At 69.7% G+C, this 22,610-nt stretch carries 22 protein-coding genes, 1 tRNA gene and 1 other RNA gene; 10 read left to right on the top strand and 14 right to left on the bottom strand.

What is annotated here, in order from left to right:
• Positions 1-12: 12 nt before the first annotated feature.
• Positions 13-1,149, bottom strand: coding sequence for a hypothetical protein (locus A5709_RS08825; RefSeq protein ID WP_068119467.1), 1,137 nt, complete (start codon positions 1,147-1,149; stop codon positions 13-15).
• Positions 1,146-2,459 (bottom strand): hypothetical protein, encoded by a 1,314-nt coding sequence (locus A5709_RS08830; RefSeq protein WP_068119524.1) that lies wholly within the window; start codon positions 2,457-2,459, stop codon positions 1,146-1,148. Before A5709_RS08830 ends, A5709_RS08825 begins: the two co-directional genes overlap by 4 nt.
• Before the next feature lie 44 nt (positions 2,460-2,503).
• On the opposite strand from A5709_RS08830, the gene A5709_RS08835 reads away from it, so the two are divergent.
• A complete protein-coding gene (locus A5709_RS08835) occupies positions 2,504-2,842 on the top strand; it encodes a hypothetical protein (RefSeq protein WP_068119470.1) in 339 nt (112 codons plus the stop codon).
• 3 nt (positions 2,843-2,845) lie between these two features.
• On the opposite strand, the gene A5709_RS08840 is transcribed toward A5709_RS08835, so the two are convergent.
• The 3 genes from A5709_RS08840 to A5709_RS08850 all read right to left on the bottom strand — a co-directional run bounded on the left by A5709_RS08840 (position 2,846) and on the right by A5709_RS08850 (position 6,455).
• On the bottom strand, positions 2,846-4,192 hold the full coding sequence (locus tag A5709_RS08840) for a CHAT domain-containing protein (RefSeq protein ID WP_068119527.1): 1,347 nt from the start codon (positions 4,190-4,192) through the stop codon (positions 2,846-2,848).
• Positions 4,189-5,880 (bottom strand): hypothetical protein, encoded by a 1,692-nt coding sequence (locus A5709_RS08845; RefSeq protein ID WP_068119473.1) that lies wholly within the window; start codon positions 5,878-5,880, stop codon positions 4,189-4,191. Before A5709_RS08845 ends, A5709_RS08840 begins: the two co-directional genes overlap by 4 nt.
• A 95-nt stretch (positions 5,881-5,975) precedes the next feature.
• Entirely contained in the window at positions 5,976-6,455 is a 480-nt protein-coding gene (locus A5709_RS08850) for a lipoprotein LpqH (RefSeq protein ID WP_068119476.1), read from the bottom strand.
• Between the two features lie 144 nt (positions 6,456-6,599).
• Between A5709_RS08850 and A5709_RS08855 the strand changes: the two genes are divergently transcribed.
• Positions 6,600-6,980, top strand: coding sequence for a hypothetical protein (locus A5709_RS08855; RefSeq protein ID WP_068119530.1), 381 nt, complete (start codon positions 6,600-6,602; stop codon positions 6,978-6,980).
• 14 nt (positions 6,981-6,994) lie between these two features.
• On the top strand, positions 6,995-7,738 hold the full coding sequence (locus A5709_RS08860; RefSeq protein WP_082973828.1) for an enoyl-CoA hydratase/isomerase family protein: 744 nt from the start codon (positions 6,995-6,997) through the stop codon (positions 7,736-7,738).
• Here A5709_RS08860 and A5709_RS08865 read toward each other — a convergent pair whose 3' ends face one another.
• Together A5709_RS08865 and A5709_RS08870 are read right to left on the bottom strand one after the other, a co-directional pair.
• Entirely contained in the window at positions 7,739-8,530 is a 792-nt protein-coding gene (locus A5709_RS08865) for a hypothetical protein (RefSeq protein ID WP_068119480.1), read from the bottom strand. It lies immediately after the preceding gene.
• Between the two features lie 92 nt (positions 8,531-8,622).
• Positions 8,623-8,708: transfer RNA gene (locus A5709_RS08870), tRNA-Ser, on the bottom strand.
• 74 nt (positions 8,709-8,782) lie between these two features.
• Here A5709_RS08870 and ffs point away from each other — a divergent pair.
• From ffs to A5709_RS08885, 3 genes are all read left to right on the top strand, one after another.
• Positions 8,783-8,877: signal recognition particle sRNA small type (gene ffs, locus A5709_RS08875), an RNA gene on the top strand.
• A gap of 57 nt (positions 8,878-8,934) precedes the next feature.
• Positions 8,935-10,227 carry an aminotransferase class I/II-fold pyridoxal phosphate-dependent enzyme gene (locus tag A5709_RS08880; protein ID WP_156767997.1) on the top strand — a complete coding sequence of 431 codons (1,293 nt, stop codon included), beginning with the start codon at positions 8,935-8,937 and terminating at the stop codon, positions 10,225-10,227.
• Positions 10,228-10,282: 55 nt separating this feature from the next.
• Complete coding sequence (locus tag A5709_RS08885; RefSeq protein WP_068119486.1) at positions 10,283-12,097, top strand: DNA polymerase III subunits gamma/tau; 1,815 nt, start codon at positions 10,283-10,285, stop codon at positions 12,095-12,097.
• A 9-nt stretch (positions 12,098-12,106) separates the two neighbouring features.
• Here the strand turns inward: A5709_RS08885 and A5709_RS08890 are convergent, their stop codons facing one another.
• The gene (locus A5709_RS08890; RefSeq protein ID WP_197520105.1) at positions 12,107-13,417 is read right to left on the bottom strand and encodes a class I SAM-dependent methyltransferase; all 1,311 of its coding nucleotides are present in this window, start codon (positions 13,415-13,417) and stop codon (positions 12,107-12,109) included.
• The gene (locus tag A5709_RS08895; RefSeq protein ID WP_068119489.1) at positions 13,414-14,805 is read right to left on the bottom strand and encodes an FAD-binding oxidoreductase; all 1,392 of its coding nucleotides are present in this window, start codon (positions 14,803-14,805) and stop codon (positions 13,414-13,416) included. The genes A5709_RS08890 and A5709_RS08895 overlap by 4 nt, the downstream gene beginning before the upstream one ends.
• A gap of 67 nt (positions 14,806-14,872) precedes the next feature.
• Between A5709_RS08895 and A5709_RS08900 the strand changes: the two genes are divergently transcribed.
• Positions 14,873-15,316: an SRPBCC family protein gene (locus A5709_RS08900; protein WP_067943395.1), complete on the top strand. Its 444-nt coding sequence runs from the start codon at positions 14,873-14,875 to the stop codon at positions 15,314-15,316.
• On the opposite strand, the gene A5709_RS08905 is transcribed toward A5709_RS08900, so the two are convergent.
• On the bottom strand, positions 15,313-16,074 hold the full coding sequence (locus A5709_RS08905) for an Rv3717 family N-acetylmuramoyl-L-alanine amidase (protein WP_068119491.1): 762 nt from the start codon (positions 16,072-16,074) through the stop codon (positions 15,313-15,315). The genes A5709_RS08900 and A5709_RS08905 overlap by 4 nt on opposite strands.
• 98 nt (positions 16,075-16,172) lie before the next feature.
• On the opposite strand from A5709_RS08905, the gene A5709_RS08910 reads away from it, so the two are divergent.
• Both A5709_RS08910 and recR read left to right on the top strand, forming a co-directional pair.
• On the top strand, positions 16,173-16,520 hold the full coding sequence (locus tag A5709_RS08910; protein WP_066955869.1) for a YbaB/EbfC family nucleoid-associated protein: 348 nt from the start codon (positions 16,173-16,175) through the stop codon (positions 16,518-16,520).
• Positions 16,521-16,530: 10 nt separating this feature from the next.
• The gene (gene recR, locus A5709_RS08915; protein ID WP_067943399.1) at positions 16,531-17,142 is read left to right on the top strand and encodes a recombination mediator RecR; all 612 of its coding nucleotides are present in this window, start codon (positions 16,531-16,533) and stop codon (positions 17,140-17,142) included.
• Positions 17,143-17,148: 6 nt separating this feature from the next.
• On the opposite strand, the gene A5709_RS08920 is transcribed toward recR, so the two are convergent.
• The 3 genes from A5709_RS08920 to A5709_RS08930 are packed head-to-tail and all read right to left on the bottom strand — an operon-like array spanning position 17,149 to position 19,511.
• On the bottom strand, positions 17,149-17,580 hold the full coding sequence (locus A5709_RS08920; protein ID WP_231986946.1) for a hypothetical protein: 432 nt from the start codon (positions 17,578-17,580) through the stop codon (positions 17,149-17,151).
• A 1-nt stretch (position 17,581) separates the two neighbouring features.
• On the bottom strand, positions 17,582-18,289 hold the full coding sequence (locus tag A5709_RS08925; RefSeq protein ID WP_068119494.1) for a type 1 glutamine amidotransferase: 708 nt from the start codon (positions 18,287-18,289) through the stop codon (positions 17,582-17,584).
• Positions 18,282-19,511, bottom strand: a complete 1,230-nt coding sequence (locus A5709_RS08930; RefSeq protein ID WP_068119498.1) for a Mur ligase family protein — start codon at positions 19,509-19,511, stop codon at positions 18,282-18,284. The genes A5709_RS08925 and A5709_RS08930 overlap by 8 nt, the downstream gene beginning before the upstream one ends.
• Before the next feature lie 99 nt (positions 19,512-19,610).
• On the opposite strand from A5709_RS08930, the gene A5709_RS08935 reads away from it, so the two are divergent.
• On the top strand, positions 19,611-20,603 hold the full coding sequence (locus A5709_RS08935; protein WP_068119501.1) for a DEDDh family exonuclease: 993 nt from the start codon (positions 19,611-19,613) through the stop codon (positions 20,601-20,603).
• A gap of 6 nt (positions 20,604-20,609) precedes the next feature.
• On the opposite strand, the gene leuA is transcribed toward A5709_RS08935, so the two are convergent.
• Positions 20,610-22,460 (bottom strand): 2-isopropylmalate synthase, encoded by a 1,851-nt coding sequence (gene leuA / locus A5709_RS08940; RefSeq protein ID WP_197520106.1) that lies wholly within the window; start codon positions 22,458-22,460, stop codon positions 20,610-20,612.
• Positions 22,461-22,610: the final 150 nt, after the last annotated feature.

Here is a 22,610-nt window from a genome sequence, read left to right on the forward strand (position 1 = left end):
TCGGGGCCGGCGTTAGTAGGAGGATTCGGCCGCCAGAATTTCGGCCAGGAACGCGTCGCCGGCCGGCCGGTCCAGCCGGGCCCGCGCCCACCGCCGCACCCGTTCCCGGGTTTCGGGGGACTCCGTCGTCTCCGCCCCGACGTGCACCGACGATGCCGACCAATCGTGGTCCCACGCCGCCGATTCGGTCAGCGGACGTTGCGCGCCGTCGACCAGGGGGAGGGTCGCTCGGCCGTCGGCGTCCAGGGCGCCGGTGCCGGAAACGGCGCCGGAGCGCAGCCGCACGGCGACGCCGGTGGGCGCGTCGGGGCCGATGACCGCGGCCCGCACCGAGGCGACGGCCGTCCCGGCCGCCTCGATCGTCCAGTCGACGGTGTTCTCGCCCGCGTCGAAGATGCCGGGCGGAACCCCGCCCCAGTTGACGGACGCGACGCCGCGGGTGATCGGAGCCGCGGCGCCCGGACCCGCTCCCGCACCCGCGGCCAAGGCGTAGTCGTCGCGGCGGCCGCTCGGCACGCTCAGGGGGATACTCGAATCATCAAGGGCGGCACAGAGTTCGGGCCAGCCGGGGCCGTCCACCCCCAGTTCGTCGGCCAGGCCTGCGCCCGCCCGCACCAGATCGAGTGCGCGCGGATCGCCGTCGGCGACGTGGGCGGCCAGGGCGTCGGCGTGCGGCGCCAGTAATCCGGCCACGTCGGAATCCAAGGTGTCGTCGGCGAAGAAGCCTTGCGCGCCGGCGGTCAGCAACGCGACCTCGAGGTCCAGCAACGCGCGGTCGAGGCCGGCGATGCCGTCGCGCCGGCTTGCGGGCCACCAGCGCCGCAGCCAATGGCCCACCGCCAGCCTGCGGAGCGGGGCGACCGAGCCCGGCAGGATGTCCACGCCGGCGAGGTCGATGCCGTGCGGGTCGTCCGCCGACCCGATCGCCGAAGCCAGGGCGACGTGTCCGGATTCGCCGAGGATGCGCCAAAGCCAGTCGGCGCGGCCGAAATCGGTGAACGTGATGTGGGTCGCCGCATCGTCCGGCTCGCCTGGCTGGTCCAAAGTCCACGACAGCACCGCGCCGCTGATCTCCAGCACCGCGGCCAGCGGCGTCGCCTCGCTGACGGGTCCGGTGCTCCACAGGCCGGAATCGGCGACCAATCTCATCCGGCCACCTGCAATTCCAGCATCGCCTTGATCCGCTGCCGGTGGTCCAGGCTCACCGAGCGCGCGACGCCCTCGAGCAGCGATCGCACATCGTCGACATCGTCGCAGGGCTCCTGCCATACGTCGCGCCCGTGCAGCCGTGCCCAGAGTCGGCTCAGGTACGGCTGCGCGTAGGCGGCGAGGTCGTCGACCACCTGCCGTTGGCGCGGGTGGATGGGGCCGCCTTCGACGAGGTAGCGCCTGGCGTGCAGCACGTAGGCCTCCTTGCGCAACCGGGCCTGGATCTGCGCCGCCAGGGCATAGCGGCCGGCGACGGACGGGTCCAGCGGTGCCAGCTCCACCGCGACCTCGATCCCCGCGACGAGCGTGGCCTGTTTGTCCTCGGCCATCAGCCCCCAGGGCGCGCAGGCCCGGTCGACCTCTTCCTCGCAGAGCAGCGGGATATCGGGCAGTGCGTCACGGTCCAGGGCGCGGCGCAGGGTGGCGCGCACCCGGTCCACCACGCTGCGGTCCAGCGGCCGGTCGCTGTCGGAGTCGCCTGCGACTTGCGGAAGACGTTGCGGGGCAACGGAACTCAGGCCGAGCTCGACAATCGACCACGGCAGTTCCGCCGCCTCGACGCGGGCCAGCGCCCCGAGGTTGTACGGCGTGGCGTCGGCGATCATCGCCGACCAGACGCGCTGCCGCGCCGTTGCGCTCCGGTGGCTGTTGGCCGGCCCCAGCACGGTGGCGAGCTCGGCCAGAAAGGGGGCGGTGACGGTGTTACCAGGTCGCACGTCGCGCCAGCTGTGGTCGAGCTGGTCCGCCAGCTTCGCGACCGCTTCGGGGTCGGCCACGTATTGGTTCAGCACCTCGATCGCGGTGCGGTCGCGGCCCTGGTGGACGTCGCCCAGCACCGCCGCGGCCGTCTCGCGATCCTGCGGTGCCGGTGGGCCTTTCGTCACCGCGAGCTCGAAGCACACCGGGAAGTACAGTTCCTGGGCGTTTCCCGTGCGGATGCGCTGCCGCCGGCGTTCCATCTTGAGAACCTCGAACCACGCTGCGGCCGAGCGTAATTCGGCTCCACTGCCGACGATCAGGTCGCGCATCGCCGCGGCCGTCTCGGGGGTGACGACGGGAGCGGAATATTGCGGGTTCGACCGCAACCGGAGCACCAAAGGGTCGATGATGCGTTTGACGGTACGGCTCAACGGGCCGCCGTCGTCGCTGCTGAGCACCTCCACACCCGGGCCGATCGCCCGCCACGCCGCGTCGATCACCGACCGGCGTGGGTGGCCGACCGCGACGGCCAGCTGCGAATCCGCGCTCATCTGCACAGAATAGGGGCATCGCGCGAAACGCGGCAGCCGAAAACTTGGGTTCGGTAGCCGGCCGGTGGCTTCACCCTGGTCGCATGAACAAGCTGTTGGTGCTGGTTGGCCGGCTCAGGTGCGCCCGGCGTCGCGGCGGTGGGGACCGCGCCGTCGGGATCGGCACCGTGCGCACGGTCGAGCGTCAGGTTTTCATCGAGGTGGTCGCCGTCTCCGGGGAGACCTTCATCGGCAAGCTGGCACGCTGCGGCGACGATCTCGACGTGTCGATGCTGCGGCCCGGCCTGGTCGTTCTGGTGGCGTTCGATCCCGCTGCGCGCGAGGAACTTTCGCTGCCCGACGACGTGCTGGCGGTACACGCGGCCTTCGTCGCGTCGCTGTGAGGGCTAGCGCGCGCCGTCCACGGCGAAGCTGACCACCGCACCCCAGTACAGCGGGCTCGCGGTGGCCTCGCCGTCGCGCCAGCGCCGCATCCGTTCGCGCTGCCAACGGTTCACCGCGCACCCGGCGTCTCCGTCGGCGTCATGCGCATGATCGACGGCGGCGACGACGTCGGCCATCGGATCGGCGGTGGCCGTGGTGAACTGGCGGTAGGCCGCGGTGGTGGGCAGCGACCACAGCGTGGCGGTGACCAACTGTGCGCCGCCCAGGATCATCGCCGCCACCAGCCCGGTGGCCTCGTCGAATTGGTAGTCCCCGCCCGAACCGCACGCGAGCAGGGCCACCCGCGGGGGCATCGGCAGTTGCAGGGCCATCAGGTCCGACGCGGTCAGCGGGCGGTGATCGCCGATGGCGTCGGCGTCGCCGGGAACGTCGGCGGTATCGGCCAGGTGCAGCGCGGCCCGATCGGCTTGGCCGTCCGCGGAACTCGCGTGGCCCACATACAGCAGCCTGCTCGGGCTGTGAGCCAGCAGCTTGGCCAGCCACGTGCGGTCGGCGTCCTGGCGGCGGAACAGTTCGACCGCCGATTCAACGGCCGGCAGGACCGGCCGGTGCTCGAGCACGCCGGTGAAGTGCCGCGCCAAGGGTGTGTCCGGCGCGGGCCTGCCCAACACCGACCCGAGCGCGGAGTCCGGGCGCTGCCCCGGCACCCTGGGGTCGAGGACCAGCAGCGGCGGGCCGTCCTTCCTGGCGTCCCATCCGGCGGGCGCCCGCGGTGAGTGCACGATGTTCGGCGGTACCGCCATCAGGACGTCGACCAGTTCCATCAGCCGGTAGCCGTCGGTGTGTTCCCCGACGTCCGCGAGCTGCCAGGGGATCCGGGCGGCGGCCCGGCCGCTGGCGGTGATGGCCTCCTGGCGGGCGCGCACCAATTCTTCCTTGCTGGGACCCGATTTCGGCACCGCCAGCAGCCCCCACGGGACGCGGGCCAGCCGCGCGCTGGGCGAGACGAACAGCACGGGCCGCGGCGTGGCCACGCATTCGGCCAACAGTTGCCAGCCGGGGGAGCCGATCAGCAGCACCCCAAGGATGTAGGCGAGCGTCAGCTCGCTGTCCGCCGCCGCGAACGGCCCGGCGGTCAGCGCCCGCTCGATGGCGTCCCGCGGGTCCTCGGAACCGTGGGGCTCGGGCAGGGCGTTCGCCAGTTCTTCCAGCGCGGCCAGCAACAGCGGCTCTTCGATGACCCAGTTGACGGTTCGGGATGGCTGACCGACGACCCGCAGGCTGGCGTAGGTGGCGATCCCGACGTCGGCGTACCGCAGGATCAGGGTGGGCCGGTCGGTATCGCTCACGGCCACGTCGACCAAGCGGGCTCGGTCGCGGTGACGTCGCGGCCGTAGCGCTGAAATGCCAGCGCCCGATAGTGGCTCAGGATCGGCTCGGTATCCGGCTGCATCCGCAACGGCGGCAACGGTCCAAGCCGGGTCAGCGACGCGCCGCCGGGGCCCGGCGAGCCGGCCGCGGCCAGTGCGGGGGCCGGCTCCAGATCGGCCTCGAGGGGGACGTGGGTGGTGGCGGTCGACGCCCATTCGCCGGTTCGCGGCCGCTGCGGACCGGCACCGAAAGTCCCCCGGGCACTGTGATATTCGACCAGCTGACTGATCAGTTCGGTGTTCTCCCATTCCCAGGCGACGGCGAAGGCGCCGGCCAGGACGGGGGCCGAAATGCTGGCGGCCCAGCGCGCTCGCGCATCGGCGTCGGCGATCGAATACCGCACCGAGTCGACCGCCAGGGCGGCGGGGACCTTGAGCTCGGCGGCCTGCTGCAGCTTCGTCATGCCGCGCCAGTATTCGTCGGTGCCGACCTCGCCGTGCAGGATGCCGAGTCCCTCCGCCTGCCGGGCCTCCGTCTCCTGCAGCGTCTCGTCCGGATCGCCCGAGCTGTCGAAACCGAGGTCCGCCAACGCATCCGCGCGCCACACCGTGCCAAGGTGATTGTCGAGCAGCGCGTACTGCAGCCAGCTGCTGCGCGGGGACGAGTCGAGCAGTTCGCGGGCCTCGGCGATCAGCTCGACCGCTTCGGCGAAGCGGCTCCAGAAGATCGCGATCCAGCTGCGCTGCAACAGGATACGGTGCAGGTGGAGCGGCTTTCCCAATTCGCGCCAGTGCCGCTCCGCGTGCTCCCAGCATTCGTCGGCGGCTTCCAGGGCGCCGGCCCCCAGCCGGGTGAGCCCCATGTACAGCCAGCAGCGGGCGACGTCGTCGGCCCTGGCGTGGCGGGCGATGACGGGATAGGCCCCCGACACCAGTTGCTCGGTGCCGGCGTGGTCGTTGGCCGCCCAGCACGCCGCCGCCCGCTCCAATCGTGCTTGCGCCGTGGCCAGTTCCCAGCCGTTTGCCTGTGCGCGGGCTTCCGCGCGACGCAGCCAGGGATCAGCTTCCGGCAGCCGGCCCGTTTGGACGCAGAACCTGCCGTACCCGATGCCGGCGACGACCCGGAGGTGGTCGGCGGCATCGCCGCTCCCGCCGTAGTCCGCCAGGCCACGAAGCATGTTCTCCCACAACGGGACCGACCGGGTATGCAGGTCGTCGTCGCACAGCGCTGTCGCGCACACCACCAGCGCATGGATGCGCAGGCGAGCGTGTTCGTCGGCCAGCGCGGGAACGTCCGCGTCGTCGTCCAACGCCGCCAGCGCCGCCGCCGCGCCCTCGTGATCGCCGATCGCCGCGGACAGGCCGGTTTGCAGAAACTGGGCCCGGCGCGAGTACCTGCGGATCATATGTGTGGTCTCGGCATCGGCGGGCATGCTCGCGTAGATCGCCACGCAGTCCTGAATGCGCCGGATGGATTCGCGCACGCCGTCATTCGCGCCGCGCTCGAGGTAGATTTCGCCGAGTTGCGCGAGGACTTCCAGCATCAGATCGTCCCGGTCCTCCCGCTCGATGCGCGGTATCAAGGACAGCAGCAGATCGCGCGCCCCGGCTTCGTCGGCCGCGAACGCCAGGCGGCGCGCGTTGTCCAGCTGGTCGGGGATCGACACGGCTGCATCATAAGTCCGCGGGCGCCGCCCGGGCTGGGAAAGCGGCGAGCGGCGGACGCGTGAGTGATGCACGTCCGCCGCCCGGTCGCAACCGATCAGCCGCAGGTCACCTTGATGTTGAAGTCCTTGCTGATCATGCCGGCCATCGGGTTCTTCAAGTCGGCGCCCTGCGCCTGGCCGGTGATGGTGTAGGTCTTGCCGTCCACCGCCACGTTGGCCGAGCCGACCTTCGCGCCCATGTTGTTGCTGACCGACAGGGCATTGCCGTCGACAACCATTGCCAGCGACTCGACCTTCGGGGTGGCCTCGTCGGTCATGACGACGGCCAGCGCCTGCCGTCCGCCGCTGGAGCCACTGCCGATGTCGATCTTGCCGCCGGTCCGGACGCAGGTCACCGAGGCCGGGTCCAGGCCCGCCAGGTCGGCGCCGCCAACTTTGACCTGCGCCGCGCCGCCGTTGGCGACGCTGGGTGCCGTGCTCGATGCCGGGCTGGCCGTGTGGCCGCCGCTGGAGCACCCCACCAGCACCGATGCGGCGCCCAGTGTCCCAATCGCAGCCGCGAGAAGACGTTTCACTTGCGGTTCCCTTCCTTCATGCGCCGCCCCGATGGCGTCGCCATGGCGCAAGTAGAGACCGGCCGATTCGCTACCGATCCCAAATTCCGCGGCTTCGAGCCGGTAGGCTGCGTCGAGGCCGGCGCGGGCGAAGGGAGACACGCGATGCTGAGCGTGAAGTGGCTGGAAAAGCCTGAGGCCCATGACTTTCCGGCGGCGGCGGACTACCTCACCATGCTGGCGGACTCGGCAACGGTCAAGAAGGTGATCAAAAAACTGAAGGCCGGGACCGTCACGCACCGCAAGGCCAAAGACATCCTCCGGGCGGCGCGGTTGGGCCTGTTGCCGGTCGACAATCCCCACGTCGCGGCCGACTTGACCAAGATCGAGAAGGGGCAACCGCTGTCGCCCATCCTGCTGGTTCGCGGCGACTTCCCGACCGGTGTCCCGTTACAGATCGCCGACGGCTACCACCGGGTGTGCGCGAGCTATCACACCGACGAGAACACGGACATCCCGGTCGTCATCGCGGCCGTGAGCCGCTGATCGAGGATGTGACCATGATCGACATCAAGACGGTGGAAACCGTGCAGGTGCTGACCCTGTCGTCGGGGCCGGTCAACGCCCAGGACGTCGAGCTGCTCGACGAGCTGACCCTGGCCGTCCGCGATCTGGGGCGCTCGGACGCCGGCGCGCTGGTCGTCACCGGGGCCGGCCGGGCGTTCAGCGCCGGGGTAGACCTCAACCGCGTGGTGGAGGGCGGCGCGGGCTACACCGATCGGCTGGTCCCCGCGCTGTCTGCGGCTTTCGAGGCGGTGTTCTTCTACCCGGGCCCGACCGTCGCCGCGATCAACGGCGCCGCCATCGCCGGAGGATGCGTGCTGGCGTGTGCCTGCGACCGCCGCCTCATCGGCCCCCAAGCGCAGATCGGCGCGGCGGAGGTGCGCGTCGGGGTGCCGTTTCCGGTCGCCGCGCTGGAGGTCATGCGCTACGCCTGCGGCGATCGCGCCGAGGAGGTGCTGTTGGGCGGGCGCACCTATCGCGGAGCCGAGGCCGTCGCCCGCGGGCTCGCCCATCGCGTTGTCGAAGACGATCTCCTCGAGGCGGCCGTGGTGGAGGCGTCCGATCTCGGTGGCATCCCGGCCGACGCCTATCGGCAGACCAAGACCCAGTTGCGGGCCCCGACGATGGCGCGGATCCGTGACGGCCGGGGTGTCGACGAGGAGGTCCGCCAGATGTGGGGGGCGGAACCGACGCTGCAACGGATCGCCGCCTACGTGGAGCGGCTGCGGCGGCGCGACTGACTATTCCTCGTCGAGGGCTTCCTCGACGGCGACGCCGCCCCTGGTGCGCCGGCGCCGCATCCGATGCGACCCCTTGCCCGTCGGGCGGCGGTTGCGCAACCTGGCTTCGGTCGCTTCCGTCGCTTCGGTTTCTTCGGCGGGTTCTTCCGCCGGCTCAGGAGCCGCGGCCACTTCGGCCGTCTCTTCGGCAGCCTCGGCCGTGACGGCCTCGGTTTCCTCCGGCTCCTCGGTCTCCGACGGTTCCTCGGCCTCTTCGGCCTCCTCGGCCTCCTCCGCCTCGTCGGCGGGTTCGCCGTCTTCCTCGCCCGCCTTGCGGCGCGAGCGACGCTTCTTGGGTTTCTTCGCCTTGATCGGTTTCGGCGGTGGCGGCGGCAACTCGGCGACGAAAGACAGGTAGAACCCGAAGAACCCGAGCAATCCGATCGCGGCCGCCGCGCCGTAGATCGCGAACAGATACCGTCCGGCGGCGTCCAGGCTCAGCCAGATCTCGCTGATCGCCGCGCCGATGATGAGCACGCCGGCCAGCACATGGGCCACGATCGATGCGACCCGCAGCGTCAGGGCGAGCTGCGGTGTCCCCAGCTCCGGCTTGCGCACCCGCAACAGGTTGAACACCACGGGCAGCGCGGCCAGGGCGAACAGCGCGCCCGTCGCGATCCGAAGCGCCGTCCCCAACGAGTGCGTGGTGTCACCCATCAGCTCCGGCCAACGGGGCAACACGAAAAAGAAGTAGAGGGCGCCGGCGGCGATGGAGAACAGCAGGTGCCACGGCACGGCAATCTTGCGCCCCATACCCCTCCTCGCGCTGGTGAGTTCACGCCAGCCTAAAGGCGGCCAACCCGAATCCAAACCAATTCGTGCACGTCCGCATGGCGGACCGGTTGCGGAGGATGCGGGATTTGAACCCGCGAGGGCTGTTAACCCAACCCGCGTTCCAGGCGAGCGCCATAGGCCACTAGGCGAATCCTCCGTGGCCATGGTAACCGAGGCCGTCGCGGCCCTGGAGGCGCACGCCGACTAGTCCGTGCCAGGTATTAGACTCGCCGTGGACCCCGCGCGGCGTCTATCCTGTGAACTCCCCCAGGGCCGGAAGGCAGCAAGGGTCAATGGGCTCTGTCGGGTGCGCGGGGTCCCCTATGCCGGGGGACCGTTTTGGCCCCACTGATCTTCCAGCGTTCTAAGCGAAAGGGCCCATGGTGTCTTTCGATTCCCTCAGCCCTCAAGAATTAGCGGCTCTGCACGCGCGCAACCAGCAGGACTACGCGGACCTGCAGGCCAAGAAGCTGTCCCTCGACCTGACCCGCGGCAAACCGGCCCCCGAGCAGCTCGACCTGTCCAACCAGTTGCTGAGCCTGCCCGGTGACGACTACCGCGACAGCGAGGGCACCGACACCCGCAACTACGGCGGACTGCACGGCCTGCCCGAGCTGCGGGCCATCTTCGGAGAACTGCTCGGGATCGCAGTGCCCCACCTGATCGCCGGCAACAACTCCAGCCTCGAGCTGATGCACGACCTGGTCGCCTTCTCGATGTTGTACGGCGGAGTCGACTCGCAGCGCCCCTGGAAGGACGAGGCGAGCATTAAATTCCTATGCCCCGTTCCCGGCTATGACCGGCACTTCGCCATCACCGAGACGATGGGCATCGAGATGATTCCCATCCCGATGCTGGCCGACGGTCCCGACGTCGACCTGATCGAGGAACTGGTTGCCGTGGACCCCGCCATCAAGGGCATGTGGACGGTGCCGGTGTTCGGCAACCCCACCGGAATCACCTATTCCTGGGAAACGGTCCGCCGGCTGGTCCAGATGCGGACGGCGGCGCCGGACTTCCGGCTGTTCTGGGACAACGCGTACGCCGTGCACACGTTGACGCACGACTTCCCGCACCAGATCGACGTGCTGGGGCTGGCCGCTGCGGCCGGTAACCCGAACCGGCCCTACGTCTTCGCGTCCACCTCGAAGATCACCTTCGCCGGTGCCGGCGTGAGCTTCCTCGGCGGATCGCTGGGCAACATCGCGTGGTATCTGCAGTACGCGGGGAAGAAGTCGATCGGCCCGGACAAGGTCAATCAGCTGAGGCACCTGCGCTTCTTCCGCGACGCCGACGGGGTACGCCTGCACATGCTGCGTCACCAGCAGATCCTGGCGCCGAAATTCGAGTTGGCGCTGGACATTTTGGACAAGCGGCTGAGCGACTCGAAGATCGCCTCGTGGACCGAACCCCAGGGCGGCTACTTCATCAGCCTCGATGTGTTGCCCGGTACGGCACGCCGGACCGTGGCGCTGGCCAAGGACGCGGGCATCGCCGTGACCGAGGCGGGCGCGTCGTTCCCGTACCGAAAAGACCCGGACGACAAGAACATCCGGATCGCGCCTACCTTCCCGTCGCTGCCGGACCTGCGCAATGCGGTCGACGGGCTGGCCACTTGCGCGCTGCTCGCGGCATCCGAGTCGCTGCTCGTCTCCGCCGCGTCCAGTGTGAGCTGACGGCGACGACCCGCCCGTCGGGCTCCAGTCAGCGCGCGCCGGTAGCCTGCTGACCGTGGCCCTCTACCGCAAGTACCGACCGGCAACCTTCGCCGAGGTGGTGGGGCAGGAGCACGTCACCGAACCACTGTCGATCGCCCTGGAAGCGGGCCGGATCAACCACGCCTATCTGTTCTCCGGGCCGCGCGGCTGCGGAAAAACGTCGTCGGCGCGCATCCTGGCGCGGTCGCTGAACTGCGCGCAGGGGCCGACGGCCAATCCGTGCGGGGTGTGCGAATCCTGCACGGCGCTGGCCCCGAACGCACCCGGCAGCATCGACGTGGTGGAACTCGACGCCGCCAGCCACGGCGGCGTGGACGACACCCGCGAGCTGCGGGATCGCGCGTTCTACGCGCCGGCGCAGTCCCGCTATCGGGTGTTCATCATCGACGAGGCGCACATGGTGACCACCGCGGGATTCAACGCGCTGCTCAAGATCGTGGAGGAGCCGCCCGAGCACCTCATCTTCATCTTCGCCACCACCGAACCGGAAAAGGTGCTGCCGACGATCCGGTCGCGCACCCACCACTACCCGTTCCGGCTGCTGCCCCCGAAGACCATGCGGGCGTTGATCGGGCGGATCTGCGAGCAGGAGAACGTCGCCGTCGACGACGCGGTGTTCCCGCTGGTGATCCGCGCCGGCGGCGGCTCACCACGCGACACGCTGTCGGTGCTCGACCAGCTGCTGGCGGGCGCGGAGGACGACCACGTCACCTATCCGCGGGCGCTCGGGTTGTTGGGGGCCACCGATGTCGCGCTGATCGACGACGCGGTGGACGCCCTCGCGGCGTCGGACGCCGAGGCGTTGTTCGGCGCGGTGGAATCGGTGATCGATGCGGGCCACGACCCGCGGCGCTTCGCCACCGACCTGCTGGAGCGGTTCCGCGACCTCATCGTGCTGCAGGCGGTTCCGGACGCCGTCAGCCGCGGCGTGGTGGACGCCCCGGAGGACGTGCTCGACCGGATGCGTGACCAGGCCGCCCGCCTCGGGCCGGCCACCCTGACCCGCTACGCCGAGGTCGTGCAGGCGGGGCTGGGCGAGATGCGCGGCGCGACGGCCCCGCGCTTGTTGCTCGAAGTGGTCTGCGCCCGGCTGTTGCTGCCCTCGGCCAGCGACACGGAGTCGGCGCTGCTGCAGCGTGTCGAGCGGATCGAGACGCGGCTGGACCTGTCTATTCCCGCCTCCCAGGCCGCCGCCGCGCACCCGCCGGCGGTGACCGCGCCGGTGCGGCCACGCAAGGAGCCGGCCCCGCCCAAGGAGCCCGCCCCGCCCAGGTCCGCTCCGCCGGTTCCCAAGCCGGAGGCGGTCCCCGAACCGGTCCCGTCGCCCCCGGTGCCGGAACCGGCCGCCGCGCCGATTGTCGAACCGGCCGCGCCCGGTGAACTCAACGCGGCCGCTGTGCGGACTATGTGGCCGACGGTGCGCGACAAGGTGCGCCAGCGCAGCCGCACCACCGAGGTGATGCTGGCGGGCGCCACCGTGCGCGCGCTCGAGGAGAACACGCTGGTGCTGACGCATTCGTCGGCGCCGCTGGCCAAGCGGCTGTGCGAACAGCGCAACGCCGACGTCATCGCCGAAGCGCTCAAAGATGCGCTGGGCGTCAACTGGCGGGTGCGTTGCGAGGTGGGCGCCGCAGCGCCTGTCGAGGCGGCCGCTCCGGCGCCGAGGGCCGCCGAACCCGCGCCCGACGTGGCGCAGCGCGACGAAGAGGAGCACATGCTCGCCGAAGCCGGCCGCACGGAGTCGTCGGCGCCGCGCCGCGATCCCGAGGAGGTCGCGCTCGAGCTGTTGCAGAACGAGCTGGGCGCGCGCCGGATCGATAACGGCTGAGCTGGTGACCTAGGGCGTCCACCAGGGCCGCAGCGGCAGATGGTCGCCGCCTCGCGCGTCCACGTTGGCCGCCAGGACGTGATGCAGCTGCAGGTTGTTCTGCTCGAAGGCGACCCGCGAGGCCGCCATGTACAGGCCCCACACCTTGGCGGTGGGCAGGCCGACCTCGTCGACCGCCTCGTCCCAGTGCTCGACCAGGTTGCGGCACCAGTCGCGCAGCGTCATCGCGTAGTGATGCCGGAAGTTCTCCTCGTGCAGCACCTCGAAGCCCACGTCCTGGACGTCGGTGATGATGCGTCCCGAGCCGGTCAGCTCCCCGTCCGGGAAGACATACCGGTCGGTGAAGCCGCCCGCGAAAGAAGTCGATTTGTTGTCGTGGCGGGTGATGCAGTGATTGAGCAGCAGCCCGCCGGTGCGCAGCTTTGACTTCAGGAACCCGAAGTAGGCCGGGTAGTTCTTGACGCCGATGTGCTCGGTCAACCCGATCGAGGACACCGCGTCGAACCCGCCCTCGCGGATGTCGCGGTAGTCCGAATGCCGGACTTCGGCCAAGTCCTCGAGACCCTCATCCTGGATCGCCCGTTGCGCCCACTTCGCCTGCTCGCCCGACAGGGTGGCGCCGATCACCCGGACACCGCGTCGCGCGGCGAACCGCACCATGCCGCCCCAACCGCAGCCCACGTCGAGCAGCCGATCACCTTGCTGCAGCCGCAGTTTCTCGAAGACCAGCCGGTACTTGTTCTCCTGGGCCTCTTCCAGAGTCGCGTCGGCGTCGGGGTAGACCGCACACGTGTACGTCATCGACGGGCCGAGCACCCATTCGTAGAAGGTGTTGGAAACGTCGTAGTGGTGGTGGATGGCCTCGGCGTCGCGGGTCTTGGTGTGCATCAGCCCGTCGGCGATCCGCCGCCACCGGGGCGGGGTCTCCTGCGGCGGCGGGGGAACCGGTACCAGCCGCTCCAGCCCCATCGAGCGCACCACGTTGGCGAGCACCCGCGCCGGCGGCCGCTTGAACTGCACGCGGTCGGTCAGCGTCTTGAGCAGCTGGTAGGGATCACCGGGGTGGACGCCGTACAGGTCCATGTCGCCCGCCACATATGCGCGGGCCAGGCCGAGTTCGCCGGGAGCGGTGGCCAGGTAGGTGGCGCCGCGCGGGGTCCGAAGATCCAGGCCCAGTTGGGCATCCTTGCTGCCCGCGGTGCTGCCGTCGTAGGCGGTGAACTTCAGCGGGTGTCGCCCGGTGGCGGCGAAGATCTCCAAGATCTCCGCCATGCTGAGTTTTCGGGCCGTGGCGCGGCGGGGTTCTTTGGTTGTCGTCATCGCCGTTGCACCGCCTTCGCGTAGAGGTCGAGTAGCCGGGAATCGGGGTCGTAGGTTTTCTTGATCGTGTTGTAGGCCTCGCCGCCGTACAACTCGTCGAATTCCTCACGGGCGTAATACGAATCGGAATACAGCGACTTGTGCCCGTCGAGCTCGCTCACCTTCGCTTCGATCGTCCGGTTGGTGGCGCCTTCCGTTGCGCCCGCCGGCACCGAAGACCAGAAGCCGATGTTGACGTAGGTGTGGTCCGGCCGCATCGGATACAGCGGCCAGCCCCCGTCATCGCGCAGCCTCAGCGGACACAGCCAGATCGGGGTGATGGGCACGTTCTGCAGGAACCACTCCAGGAACTCGCAGGTCCGTTCGACCGGCAGTTCGACATCCTGGACCACCCGCTCACGCGGGGGACGCCCATGGCGTTTCTCGATCCGGTCGGCGACGCCGAAGCGCTGGTCGATGGCGACGAGCTTCGAGTAGACGCTGCTGCGCCGGTAGCGACGCGGCCACCAGTGCCGCAGCCGCGGGTTCTGCACGCCGAACGCGCGCGAGCACCAGAACCAGTCGGTGTCCCAGCGCCAGAAGTAGTCGTGCATGGTCAGCCGGTCGTCCTTGGTGGCTTCCACGCCGGGGGAGTCGTGCCGGATCGACTGGTAGTAGATGCTGTTCCCGGTGTAGTCGCTGACCGGTCCCGGGGTGGTGGTTCGCCGGCCCACGCACAGGTAGCTCTCGTCGGCGCTGAACACCACACCGTCGAGATAGTCGACCGGCGTGCCGCCCTGCCCGCCGGTATCGATGATGCGTTCCATCGCCGCGATCAGCGCGGGCAGCGAGCGGAACCGGACGTGCCGCAACGCGACAAACGGAGCGACGGGCTCCAGCTCGATCCGCAGCCGCGTTGAATACCCAAGCGTCCCATAGGAATTGGGGAAGGCACGGAACAAGTCGGGATGCTGGGTGCGCGACGCGGTGAGCAACTCGCCGGCGCCGGTGAGGATGTCCATCTCGAGCACGGATTCATGGGGCAGGCCATTGCGAAACGACGCCGACTCGATGCCCAGGCCGCTGACCGCGCCACCGAGCGTGATGGTCTTCAATTGCGGGACGACCAGTGGCGAAAGGCCGTAAGGCAGCGTCGCGGCCACCAGGTCCTCGTAGGTGCACATGCCGGCCACATCGGCGGTGCGGGCTTCGGGATCGACGCTCAGCACGCCGGTCAGCCCCGACGTGTCCAGGCCGGGGGCGTCGCGTTTAGTGCGGGCGCGGAACAGGTTTGAGGTCGGCTTGGCGAGCCTGACGGCGGACGTCGCGGGGATGGATCGATAACTCGCCATCAACCGGTCAACGCCCGACTTGTGCGCCGAGAGTGCAGATCCAGGGACAGGCACCACATATACCCTAGTCTTCGACCACAGCCCGTGCACCCGCGCGCGGGCGGCATAGCTTTCGGGAGTTGTTTTGGGACAGGTGAGTGCTGCCAGCACAATTTTGGTCAATGCCGAGCCGGCCGCCACCCTCGCGGCCGTCGCGGACTATCAGCGGGTGCGCCCGAAGATTCTGTCCCCGCAGTACAGCGATTACCAGGTGTTGCAGGGCGGCCAGGGAGCGGGCACCGTCGCCAAATGGAAGCTGCAGGCCACCAAATCTCGCGTCCGCGATGTGCAGGTCAACGTCGACGTCGCCGGCCATTCCGTCATCGAGAAGGACGCGAACTCGTCGATGATCATCAACTGGACCGTGGCCCCCGCCGGACCCGGGTCCAGCGTCACCGTGAAGACGACCTGGACCGGTGCGGGCGGCGTCAAGGGCTTCTTCGAGAAAACCTTTGCGCCGTTGGGGCTCAAGCGGATTCAGGGTGAGGTCTTGGCCAACCTGAAGAACGAATTGGAAGGCTCCGCCTAGCGCGCCTGGCCCTGCGAGGCGAGGAAACCCGCGACGCCGCGGACCATCGCGTCGGCGTACTTCTGCCTGCCCTCGGCCGACTCCATCAGCGCCGAGTCCGCGGGGTTCTTCATGTTGCCGCACTCGACCAGGATCGACGGGTACTGCGCCAGGTTCAGCCCGGCAAGGTCCGAGCGCCCGTACAGCCCGTTCTGGCCGATGTAGTTGGCCGGCGGAATCCCGGAGGCCTGCATCTGGTCGCGCATGATCCGGGCGTACTGCACCGACGGTCCGGCCTGCACCTGGTTGAGCGGCGGGGCCGAATAGTTGACGTGGAATCCCCGGCCCGAGGCCGGGCCGCCGTCGGCGTGGATGCTCAGGACCGCGTTGGGATGCAACGCGTTGGCCATGTTGGCGCGCTCGTCGACGCACGGTCCCAGCCCGGTGTCGTTCCCGCGGGCCATGGCGGTCCGGACGCCGAGGGCGTTCAACTCCTGGCGGACCCGCAGCGCGGTGTCCCAGGTGAAGGTGTGTTCCATGTAGCCGCTGTTGGTCGACGTCCCGCTCGCCTGGCAGTCCTTGGTGCCGCCGCGGCCGGTGGGCACCTGGCGGCTGATGGACGCGTCGTTGGAGCCGTTGTGGCCGGGATCGATGAAGACCACCATGCCGGCGATGTTGGACGGGACCGCACCGGCGGTCGGGGTGATCGTGGCCGAGGCGGCAACCAGCACGCCGATGACCAACTTGATGCCGACACGCCTGCTCACTCGTAGGTCCACGGCGCAAAGGTAGCGTCGCGCGGTCTACGCTGAGTGTTTCGAATCGCCGGACACACGCAGGCGAAACCAACTCGAGACCAAGATGCGAGGGGACTGTCATGCAACCCGGAGGCGACATGTCGGCGCTGCTGGCCCAGGCGCAAGAGATGCAGCAGAAGTTGATGGAAGCCCAGCAACAGCTCGCCAATGCCGAGGTGCACGGGCAGGCCGGCGGCGGCCTGGTCAGGGTGACCGTCAAAGGCAGCGGCGAAGTGGTCGCGGTGCAGATCGATCCCAAGGTCGTCGACCCCGGGGACGTCGAGACGCTGCAGGACCTGATCGTCGGAGCCATGGGCGACGCGTCGAAGCAGGTCACCCGGATGGCGCAGGAGCGGCTGGGCGCGCTGGCCGGCGGCTTCGGCGGCCCACCCCCGGGCCAGCCGCCGGCCCCGGCGCCGGGGCTCTAGATCTTCCGACATGTTTGAAGGACCCGTCCAGGACCTGATCGACGAGCTCGGCAAGCTGCCGGGCATCGGGCCCAAAAGCGCTCAGCGCATCGCCTTCCATTTGCTGTCGGTCGAACCGCCGGACATCGACCGGCTGACCGCGGCGCTGGGCAAGGTCCGCGACGGCGTGCGGTTCTGCGCGGTGTGCGGCAACGTCTCCGACAACGAGCGCTGCCGCATCTGCTCGGACCCCCGCCGGGACGGCTCGCTGGTGTGCGTCGTCGAGGAGCCGAAGGACGTCCAGGCCGTCGAGCGCACCCGCGAGTTCCGCGGCCGCTACCACGTGCTGGGCGGCGCGCTGGACCCGCTGTCGGGTGTGGGGCCCGATCAGCTGCGGATCCGCGAGTTGTTGAGCCGGATCGGGGAGCGGGTCGACGACGTCGACATCACCGAGGTGATCATCGCGACCGACCCGAACACCGAGGGGGAGGCGACGGCCACCTACCTCGTGCGGATGTTGCGCGACATCCCCGGACTGACCGTGACGCGGATCGCGTCCGGGCTGCCGATGGGCGGCGACCTCGAATTCGCCGACGAGCTGACGCTGGGCCGCGCGCTGGCCGGCCGCCGGGCGATGGTCTGAGGTCGTTCAGGTTTTGGTCAATCGGAACGGCCGGGTGACCGTCGAGCCTGGACCGCCACACCCGTCGGACGTGGTCGTCCTGCCCTCACCGGCAAGCGACACGGCGTCGAAGCTGTAGTCGACGGTTGCCGGGACCGTTGTTCCGTTCGCGCACGGCGCCTGCGTCGCGCCGCTGTGGGTCCAGCGTCCGTTCGCGAGGTCGAACTCCCAGCTGATGACGAACGTCCCGCCGTCCTGCGAGGTCGCCAGCGTGCAGTCCGATCCGCAGGGGGCGAAGAGCCACGTGGTCGACTTGTCGCTGTCGGTATAGAGCACGGTGTAGCTACCGCTCGGCACCTCCGGGGTGGCGTGCGCCGGCACCGGCGTAATCAATGCGGCCGCGACCAGCAGGGCGCCGCCCGCCAACCCCGGCCGGCTGATTCTCGCGATCTCATTCACGTCAGCGCGCCCCCAACCGCTCGCGGCGCAGCATCTCCACCTCGGGCAGGTCCAGCGGCGCCAGCTCACCCACCACCTTGCTCAGCAGCAGGTCGGCCAGCTCCGGGTTGCGGGCCAGGCACGGCCCGTGCATGTAGGTGGCGACGACGCTGCCCTGCACCGCGCCGTCGAAGCCGTCGCCCGCCCGGTTGCCCGAGCCCTTGACCACCGCGCCCAGCGGCGACGCGGCCGGGCCCAGGACGGTGCCGCCCCGGTGGTTTTCGAAACCGGTGAGCCGCTGGGTCAGCCCGGGTAGCAGCGGCTTGCTGACCAGCTCGCCGATGGTGCGGGCGTCCTGCGGCGAGGTGGTCGCGTCGAGCAGGCCGACGCCGTCGACCCGTTCCCCCGCCGACGTCTCATACCAGCGCCCCAGCACCTGGACGGCGGCGCAGATCGCCAGCACGGGCGCTCCCCGCTCCGCGGCCCGCTGCAGCCCGGGATGTTTGATCAGGTGCCTGGTGGCCAACCGCTGCGCATAGTCCTCGGCGCCGCCCAGGGTGTAGAGGTCCAGCGAGTCCGGCACCGGGTCGGCGAGCGTGATCTCGACGATCTCCGCGGCGATGCCCCGCAGCCGCAGCCGCTGGCGCAGCACCAGCGCGTTGCCTCCGTCGCCGTAGGTGCCCATCACGTCGGGCAGCACCAGCCCGATCCGCACCGCCGAGTCAGCCATGGCGCGCCAACGCCCGTTGCAGCTGGAGGAACGCGGTGTAGTTGGCGACGACCTCGACCCGCCCCGGCGGGCAGGACGCGATCGCAGCCACGGTGTCGTGCACCAGGGTGTGGTCGACGCCGGCGTAGCCGAGGCGCACCGCCAAGTCGGTGCCGCGTTCCCCGGCGGCCACGACGGCCGTGCTCTCGAAGTGCTCGAAGCGCACGTCCCACAGCCAGGACAGGTCCTCGCCGTCGGGCACCTGCCCGTTGACCGAGATGACCACCCCGGCCGCCTGCTTGTCCACCATGGACAGCGCCTCCTGCCAGCCGGCCGGGTTCTTGGCCAGCAGGATCCGCGCTTCGTGGTTGCCGACGCGGACGGACCGGTAGCGCCCGGCGACCTCGTCGACGCCCGACACGGCCGCCACCGCCTTCGAGGGATCGGCGCCCAGCGCGACGGCCGCGGCGACGGCCTGGGCGGCGTTACCCCGATTGACCGCGCCCGGCAGCGCCAACCGCATCGGCAGCGCCAGCCCGTCGGGCCCATACAGCGTCTCGTCGTCGAACCACCACTGCGGGCTGGGCCGCTTGAAGTCCGCGCCGGTGGAATACCAGTGGCCCTGCTCGCGGACGATGACCTCGCCGCTGCGCGGGCAGCTGACCGAGTCGTTGGCCCACGAGCCGCCCGCGGCCACCCAGACCACGTTCGGGCTGTCGTAGGCCGCCGACGTCATCAGCACGTCGTCGCAGTTGGCGACGACGACCGCCGTCGGGTGCCTGGCCAGCCCGGCCCGCAACGTGCGTTCGATGACGTTGATCTCGCCGACCCGGTCCAACTGGTCGCGCGACAGGTTGAGCAGCACGACGACCGCGGGCTCGACGGCATCGGAGACGTGCGGCACGTGCATCTCGTCGACTTCCAGGGCCGCCAGCGGCGCATCGCGGTGCGCGGCCAGCGCGGCCACCAGGCCGGCGTCCATGTTGGCGCCCTCGGCGTTGGTGGCCACCGGTCCCAGCGTGCCCAGCGCGGCGGCGGTCATCCGGGTGGTGGTCGACTTGCCGTTGGTGCCGGTGACGACGACGGTGCGCCTTCCGACCGCGAGCTGGCGGAGCACCGAGCGATCCAGGGTCATCGCGATCAGGCCGCCGATCATCGCCCCGGCGCCGCGCCCAGTCACCCGCGATGCCCAGCGCGCGCTCGCTCCGGCGGCGAGGGCGAGGCGTGCGCGGGTGGTGATCACCCGCGCAGTTTAAAGGCGGCCACCGGCCGCATCGAATTCACCGCCGACACGGCAGCGCAGCGACCAGGCGTTGTCGGTCGGACGTGCCATCCTCAAGTCATGAACCGGGTGTCCTGGGGGCGACCGGCCAGCGAGCCGGACGGGGGCTGGGCTGTCATCGACGTCGAGACCACGGGCTTTCGGCCGGGCCAGGCCCGGGTCATCAGCCTGGCGGTGCTCGGCCTCGACGACGACGGGCGCGTCGAGCAATCCGTGGTCAGCCTGCTCAACCCCGGGGTCGATCCCGGGCCCACCCACGTGCACGGCCTGACCGCCGCCATGCTCGAAGACCAACCGCAGTTCGCCGACATCGTCGACGACGTGGTCAAGGTGCTGGACGGCCGCACGCTGGTAGCCCACAACGTCGCGTTCGACTACGCGTTCCTGGCCGCCGAAGCCGAGCTCGCCGAGGCCGAACTCCCCATCGACTCCGTCATGTGCACGGTCGAGCTGGCCCGGCGGCTGGATCTCGGCATCGACAACCTGCGGTTGGAGACCTTGGCGGCGCACTGGGGCGTGACTCAGGAACGGCCGCACGACGCCTTCGACGACGCAATGGTGCTGACCGGTGTGCTGGCCTCGGCCCTGGAGCGGGCGCGCGAATGCGACATCTGGCTGCCGGTGCATCCGGTGACGCGACGCCGCTGGCCGAACGGCCGCGTCACGCATGACGAGCTGCGCCCGTTGAAGGTGCTGGCCTCGCGGATGCCCTGCCCGTATCTCAACCCCGGCCATTACGTGGGCGGCAGGCCGCTGGTGCAGGGCATGCGGGTGGCCCTGGCGGCCGAGGTCGGGCGCACCCACGAGGAACTCGTGGAGCGGATCCTGCATGCCGGGCTGGCCTACAGCGACACCGTCGACGGGGAGACGTCGCTGGTGGTCTGCAACGATCCCGCCCCGGACCAGGGCAAGGGCTACCTGGCCCGGCAGCTGGGGATACCGGTGATTTCCGACACGCAGTTCATGGACTCCATCTGCGCCGTCGTCAGCGGCACCAGCATGGAGGAGTTCACCGACACCACGACGCTCGACCAGCAGCTCGCGCTGTTCTAGCGCCGGCTAGCGCGACGCGCGGTTGACCGCGGACACGACGGCGCGCAGCGACGCGGTGGTGATCGACGGCGCGATGCCGACGCCCCACACCGTGCGGCCGTTGACCGACGCCTCCACGTACGCCGCGGCCTGTGCGTCGTCGCCGGCGCTCATAGCGTGCTCGGAGTAGTCGAGGACCGCGACGTCGAACCCCACATCGCCCAGCGCGTGCACGAACGCCGCCAGGGGGCCGTTGCCGGCGCCGCTGATCTCCGTCTCCACCCCGTTGACCTTCACGGTCGCGGTGATCGTGGTGGTGCCGCTGTCTTCCTCCGACGCCTCGACCCGCTGCTTCATCCGCTCCAGCGGCCACACCGGGGCCAGGTACTCCTCGTAGAACGCGTCCCACATCTCCTTCGGGGAGACCTCGCCGCCCTCACCCGCTGTGCCCTCTGCGATCTGTTGGATCGCGCGGGAGAACTCGATCTGTAACCGCCGCGGCAGCGCGAGGCCGTGGTCGGACTTCATGATGTAGGCAACCCCGCCCTTGCCGGACTGCGAGTTGACCCGGATCACCGCCTCGTAGGTGCGGCCGACATCCTTGGGGTCGATGGGCAGATACGGCACCTGCCAGAGCATGTCCTCGACGTCGGCGTCCGCGGCGTCCGCGTCGATCTTCATCTGGTCCAGGCCTTTGTTGATCGCGTCCTGGTGGCTGCCGGAGAACGCGGTGTAGACCAGGTCCCCGCCGTAGGGGTGCCGCTCGGGCACCGGCAGCTGGTTGCAGTACTCCACCGTGCGACGGATCTCGTCGATGTTGGAGAAGTCGATCTGGGGGTCCACGCCGCGGGAGAACAGGTTGAGCCCCAGCGTCACCAGGCACACGTTGCCGGTGCGCTCGCCGTTGCCGAACAGGCAACCCTCGATCCGGTCGGCGCCCGCGGCGAAGCCCAATTCGGCTGCGGCGACGGCCGTTCCGCGGTCGTTGTGCGGGTGCAGGCTCAGGATGACGGATTCCCGGTTGGCCAGGTTGCGGCTCATCCACTCGATCGAGTCCGCATAGACGTTGGGAGTGGCCATCTCCACCGTGGCGGGCAGGTTGAAGATGATCGGGTTCTCCGGCGTCGGCGCGATGATCTCGCCGACGGCGTCGCACACCTGCCTGGCGTATTCGAGCTCGGTTCCGGTGTAGGACTCCGGCGAATATTCGAAACGCCATTGCGTGCCAGGGTATTTGGCCGCCTCTTCGACGCACTTGCGGGCGCCGTCGGTGGCGATGGCCTGCACGGCCGCCCGGTCTGCGCGAAAGACCACGCGGCGCTGCAGGATTGACGTCGAGTTGTAAAAGTGCACGATGGCCCGCGGCGCACCCTCGCACGCGGTGAAGGTGCGCTCGATGAGTTCGGGACGGCACTGAGTCAGCACCTGGATGGTGACGTCGTCGGGAATGGCGCCGTCGGTGATGATCTCGCGAACGAAGTCGAAGTCGGTTTGACTGGCCGACGGGAAGCCGACCTCGATCTCCTTGTAACCCATGCGAACCAGCAGATCGAACATGCGGCGCTTGCGGGTGGGGCTCATCGGGTCGATCAGCGCCTGATTGCCGTCGCGCAGGTCCACCGCGCACCACAGCGGGGCGCGGTCGATGACGCGGTCGGGCCAGGTGCGGTCGGCCAGGCGGATGGGCTCGACTTCCTCGGCGAAGGACCGGTACCGGTTGACCGGCATCGCCGAACCGCGCTGCGGGTTCCATGCGGGCTGGCCGGGCCCCGGCGGGCCCGCGGGTTTGACGATCGAACGTGTTGACGTATAGGCGTCGGGATTGGAAGTCACGGTAGTTGCTCCGGGGGTGTCAGAAGGAACCTCAGACCGGCGCATCGCGAACACCCGCGACGGGAAGCCGGTCTGGATCAGACCCCGTCGCGGCGTCCGAGGAGGAGCACCCGCTGCACGAGGAGAACTCTACCGCGATTGGCGTCGCGGAGAAAATTGCGCTAGAACTCGCTCAAAACCGCAGGCCGGAGTGCT

Source organism: Mycobacterium sp. E1386, from assembly GCF_001672745.1.
Lineage (GTDB): Bacteria > Actinomycetota > Actinomycetes > Mycobacteriales > Mycobacteriaceae > Mycobacterium.

Coding starts and splice junctions, on each gene's coding strand:
- A5709_RS08825 (WP_068119467.1), bottom strand. CDS start 1,149: ATGAGATTGGTCGCCGATTCCGGCCTGTGGAGCACCGGACCCGTCAGC.
- A5709_RS08830 (WP_068119524.1), bottom strand. CDS start 2,459: ATGAGCGCGGATTCGCAGCTGGCCGTCGCGGTCGGCCACCCACGCCGG.
- A5709_RS08855 (WP_068119530.1), top strand. CDS start 6,600: ATGCTGAGCGTGAAGTGGCTGGAAAAGCCTGAGGCCCATGACTTTCCG.
- A5709_RS08860 (WP_082973828.1), top strand. CDS start 6,995: ATGATCGACATCAAGACGGTGGAAACCGTGCAGGTGCTGACCCTGTCG.
- A5709_RS08865 (WP_068119480.1), bottom strand. CDS start 8,530: ATGGGGCGCAAGATTGCCGTGCCGTGGCACCTGCTGTTCTCCATCGCC.
- A5709_RS08890 (WP_197520105.1), bottom strand. CDS start 13,417: ATGACGACAACCAAAGAACCCCGCCGCGCCACGGCCCGAAAACTCAGC.
- A5709_RS08910 (WP_066955869.1), top strand. CDS start 16,173: ATGCAACCCGGAGGCGACATGTCGGCGCTGCTGGCCCAGGCGCAAGAG.
- recR (WP_067943399.1), top strand. CDS start 16,531: ATGTTTGAAGGACCCGTCCAGGACCTGATCGACGAGCTCGGCAAGCTG.
- A5709_RS08925 (WP_068119494.1), bottom strand. CDS start 18,289: ATGGCTGACTCGGCGGTGCGGATCGGGCTGGTGCTGCCCGACGTGATG.
- A5709_RS08935 (WP_068119501.1), top strand. CDS start 19,611: ATGAACCGGGTGTCCTGGGGGCGACCGGCCAGCGAGCCGGACGGGGGC.
- leuA (WP_197520106.1), bottom strand. CDS start 22,460: ATGCGCCGGTCTGAGGTTCCTTCTGACACCCCCGGAGCAACTACCGTG.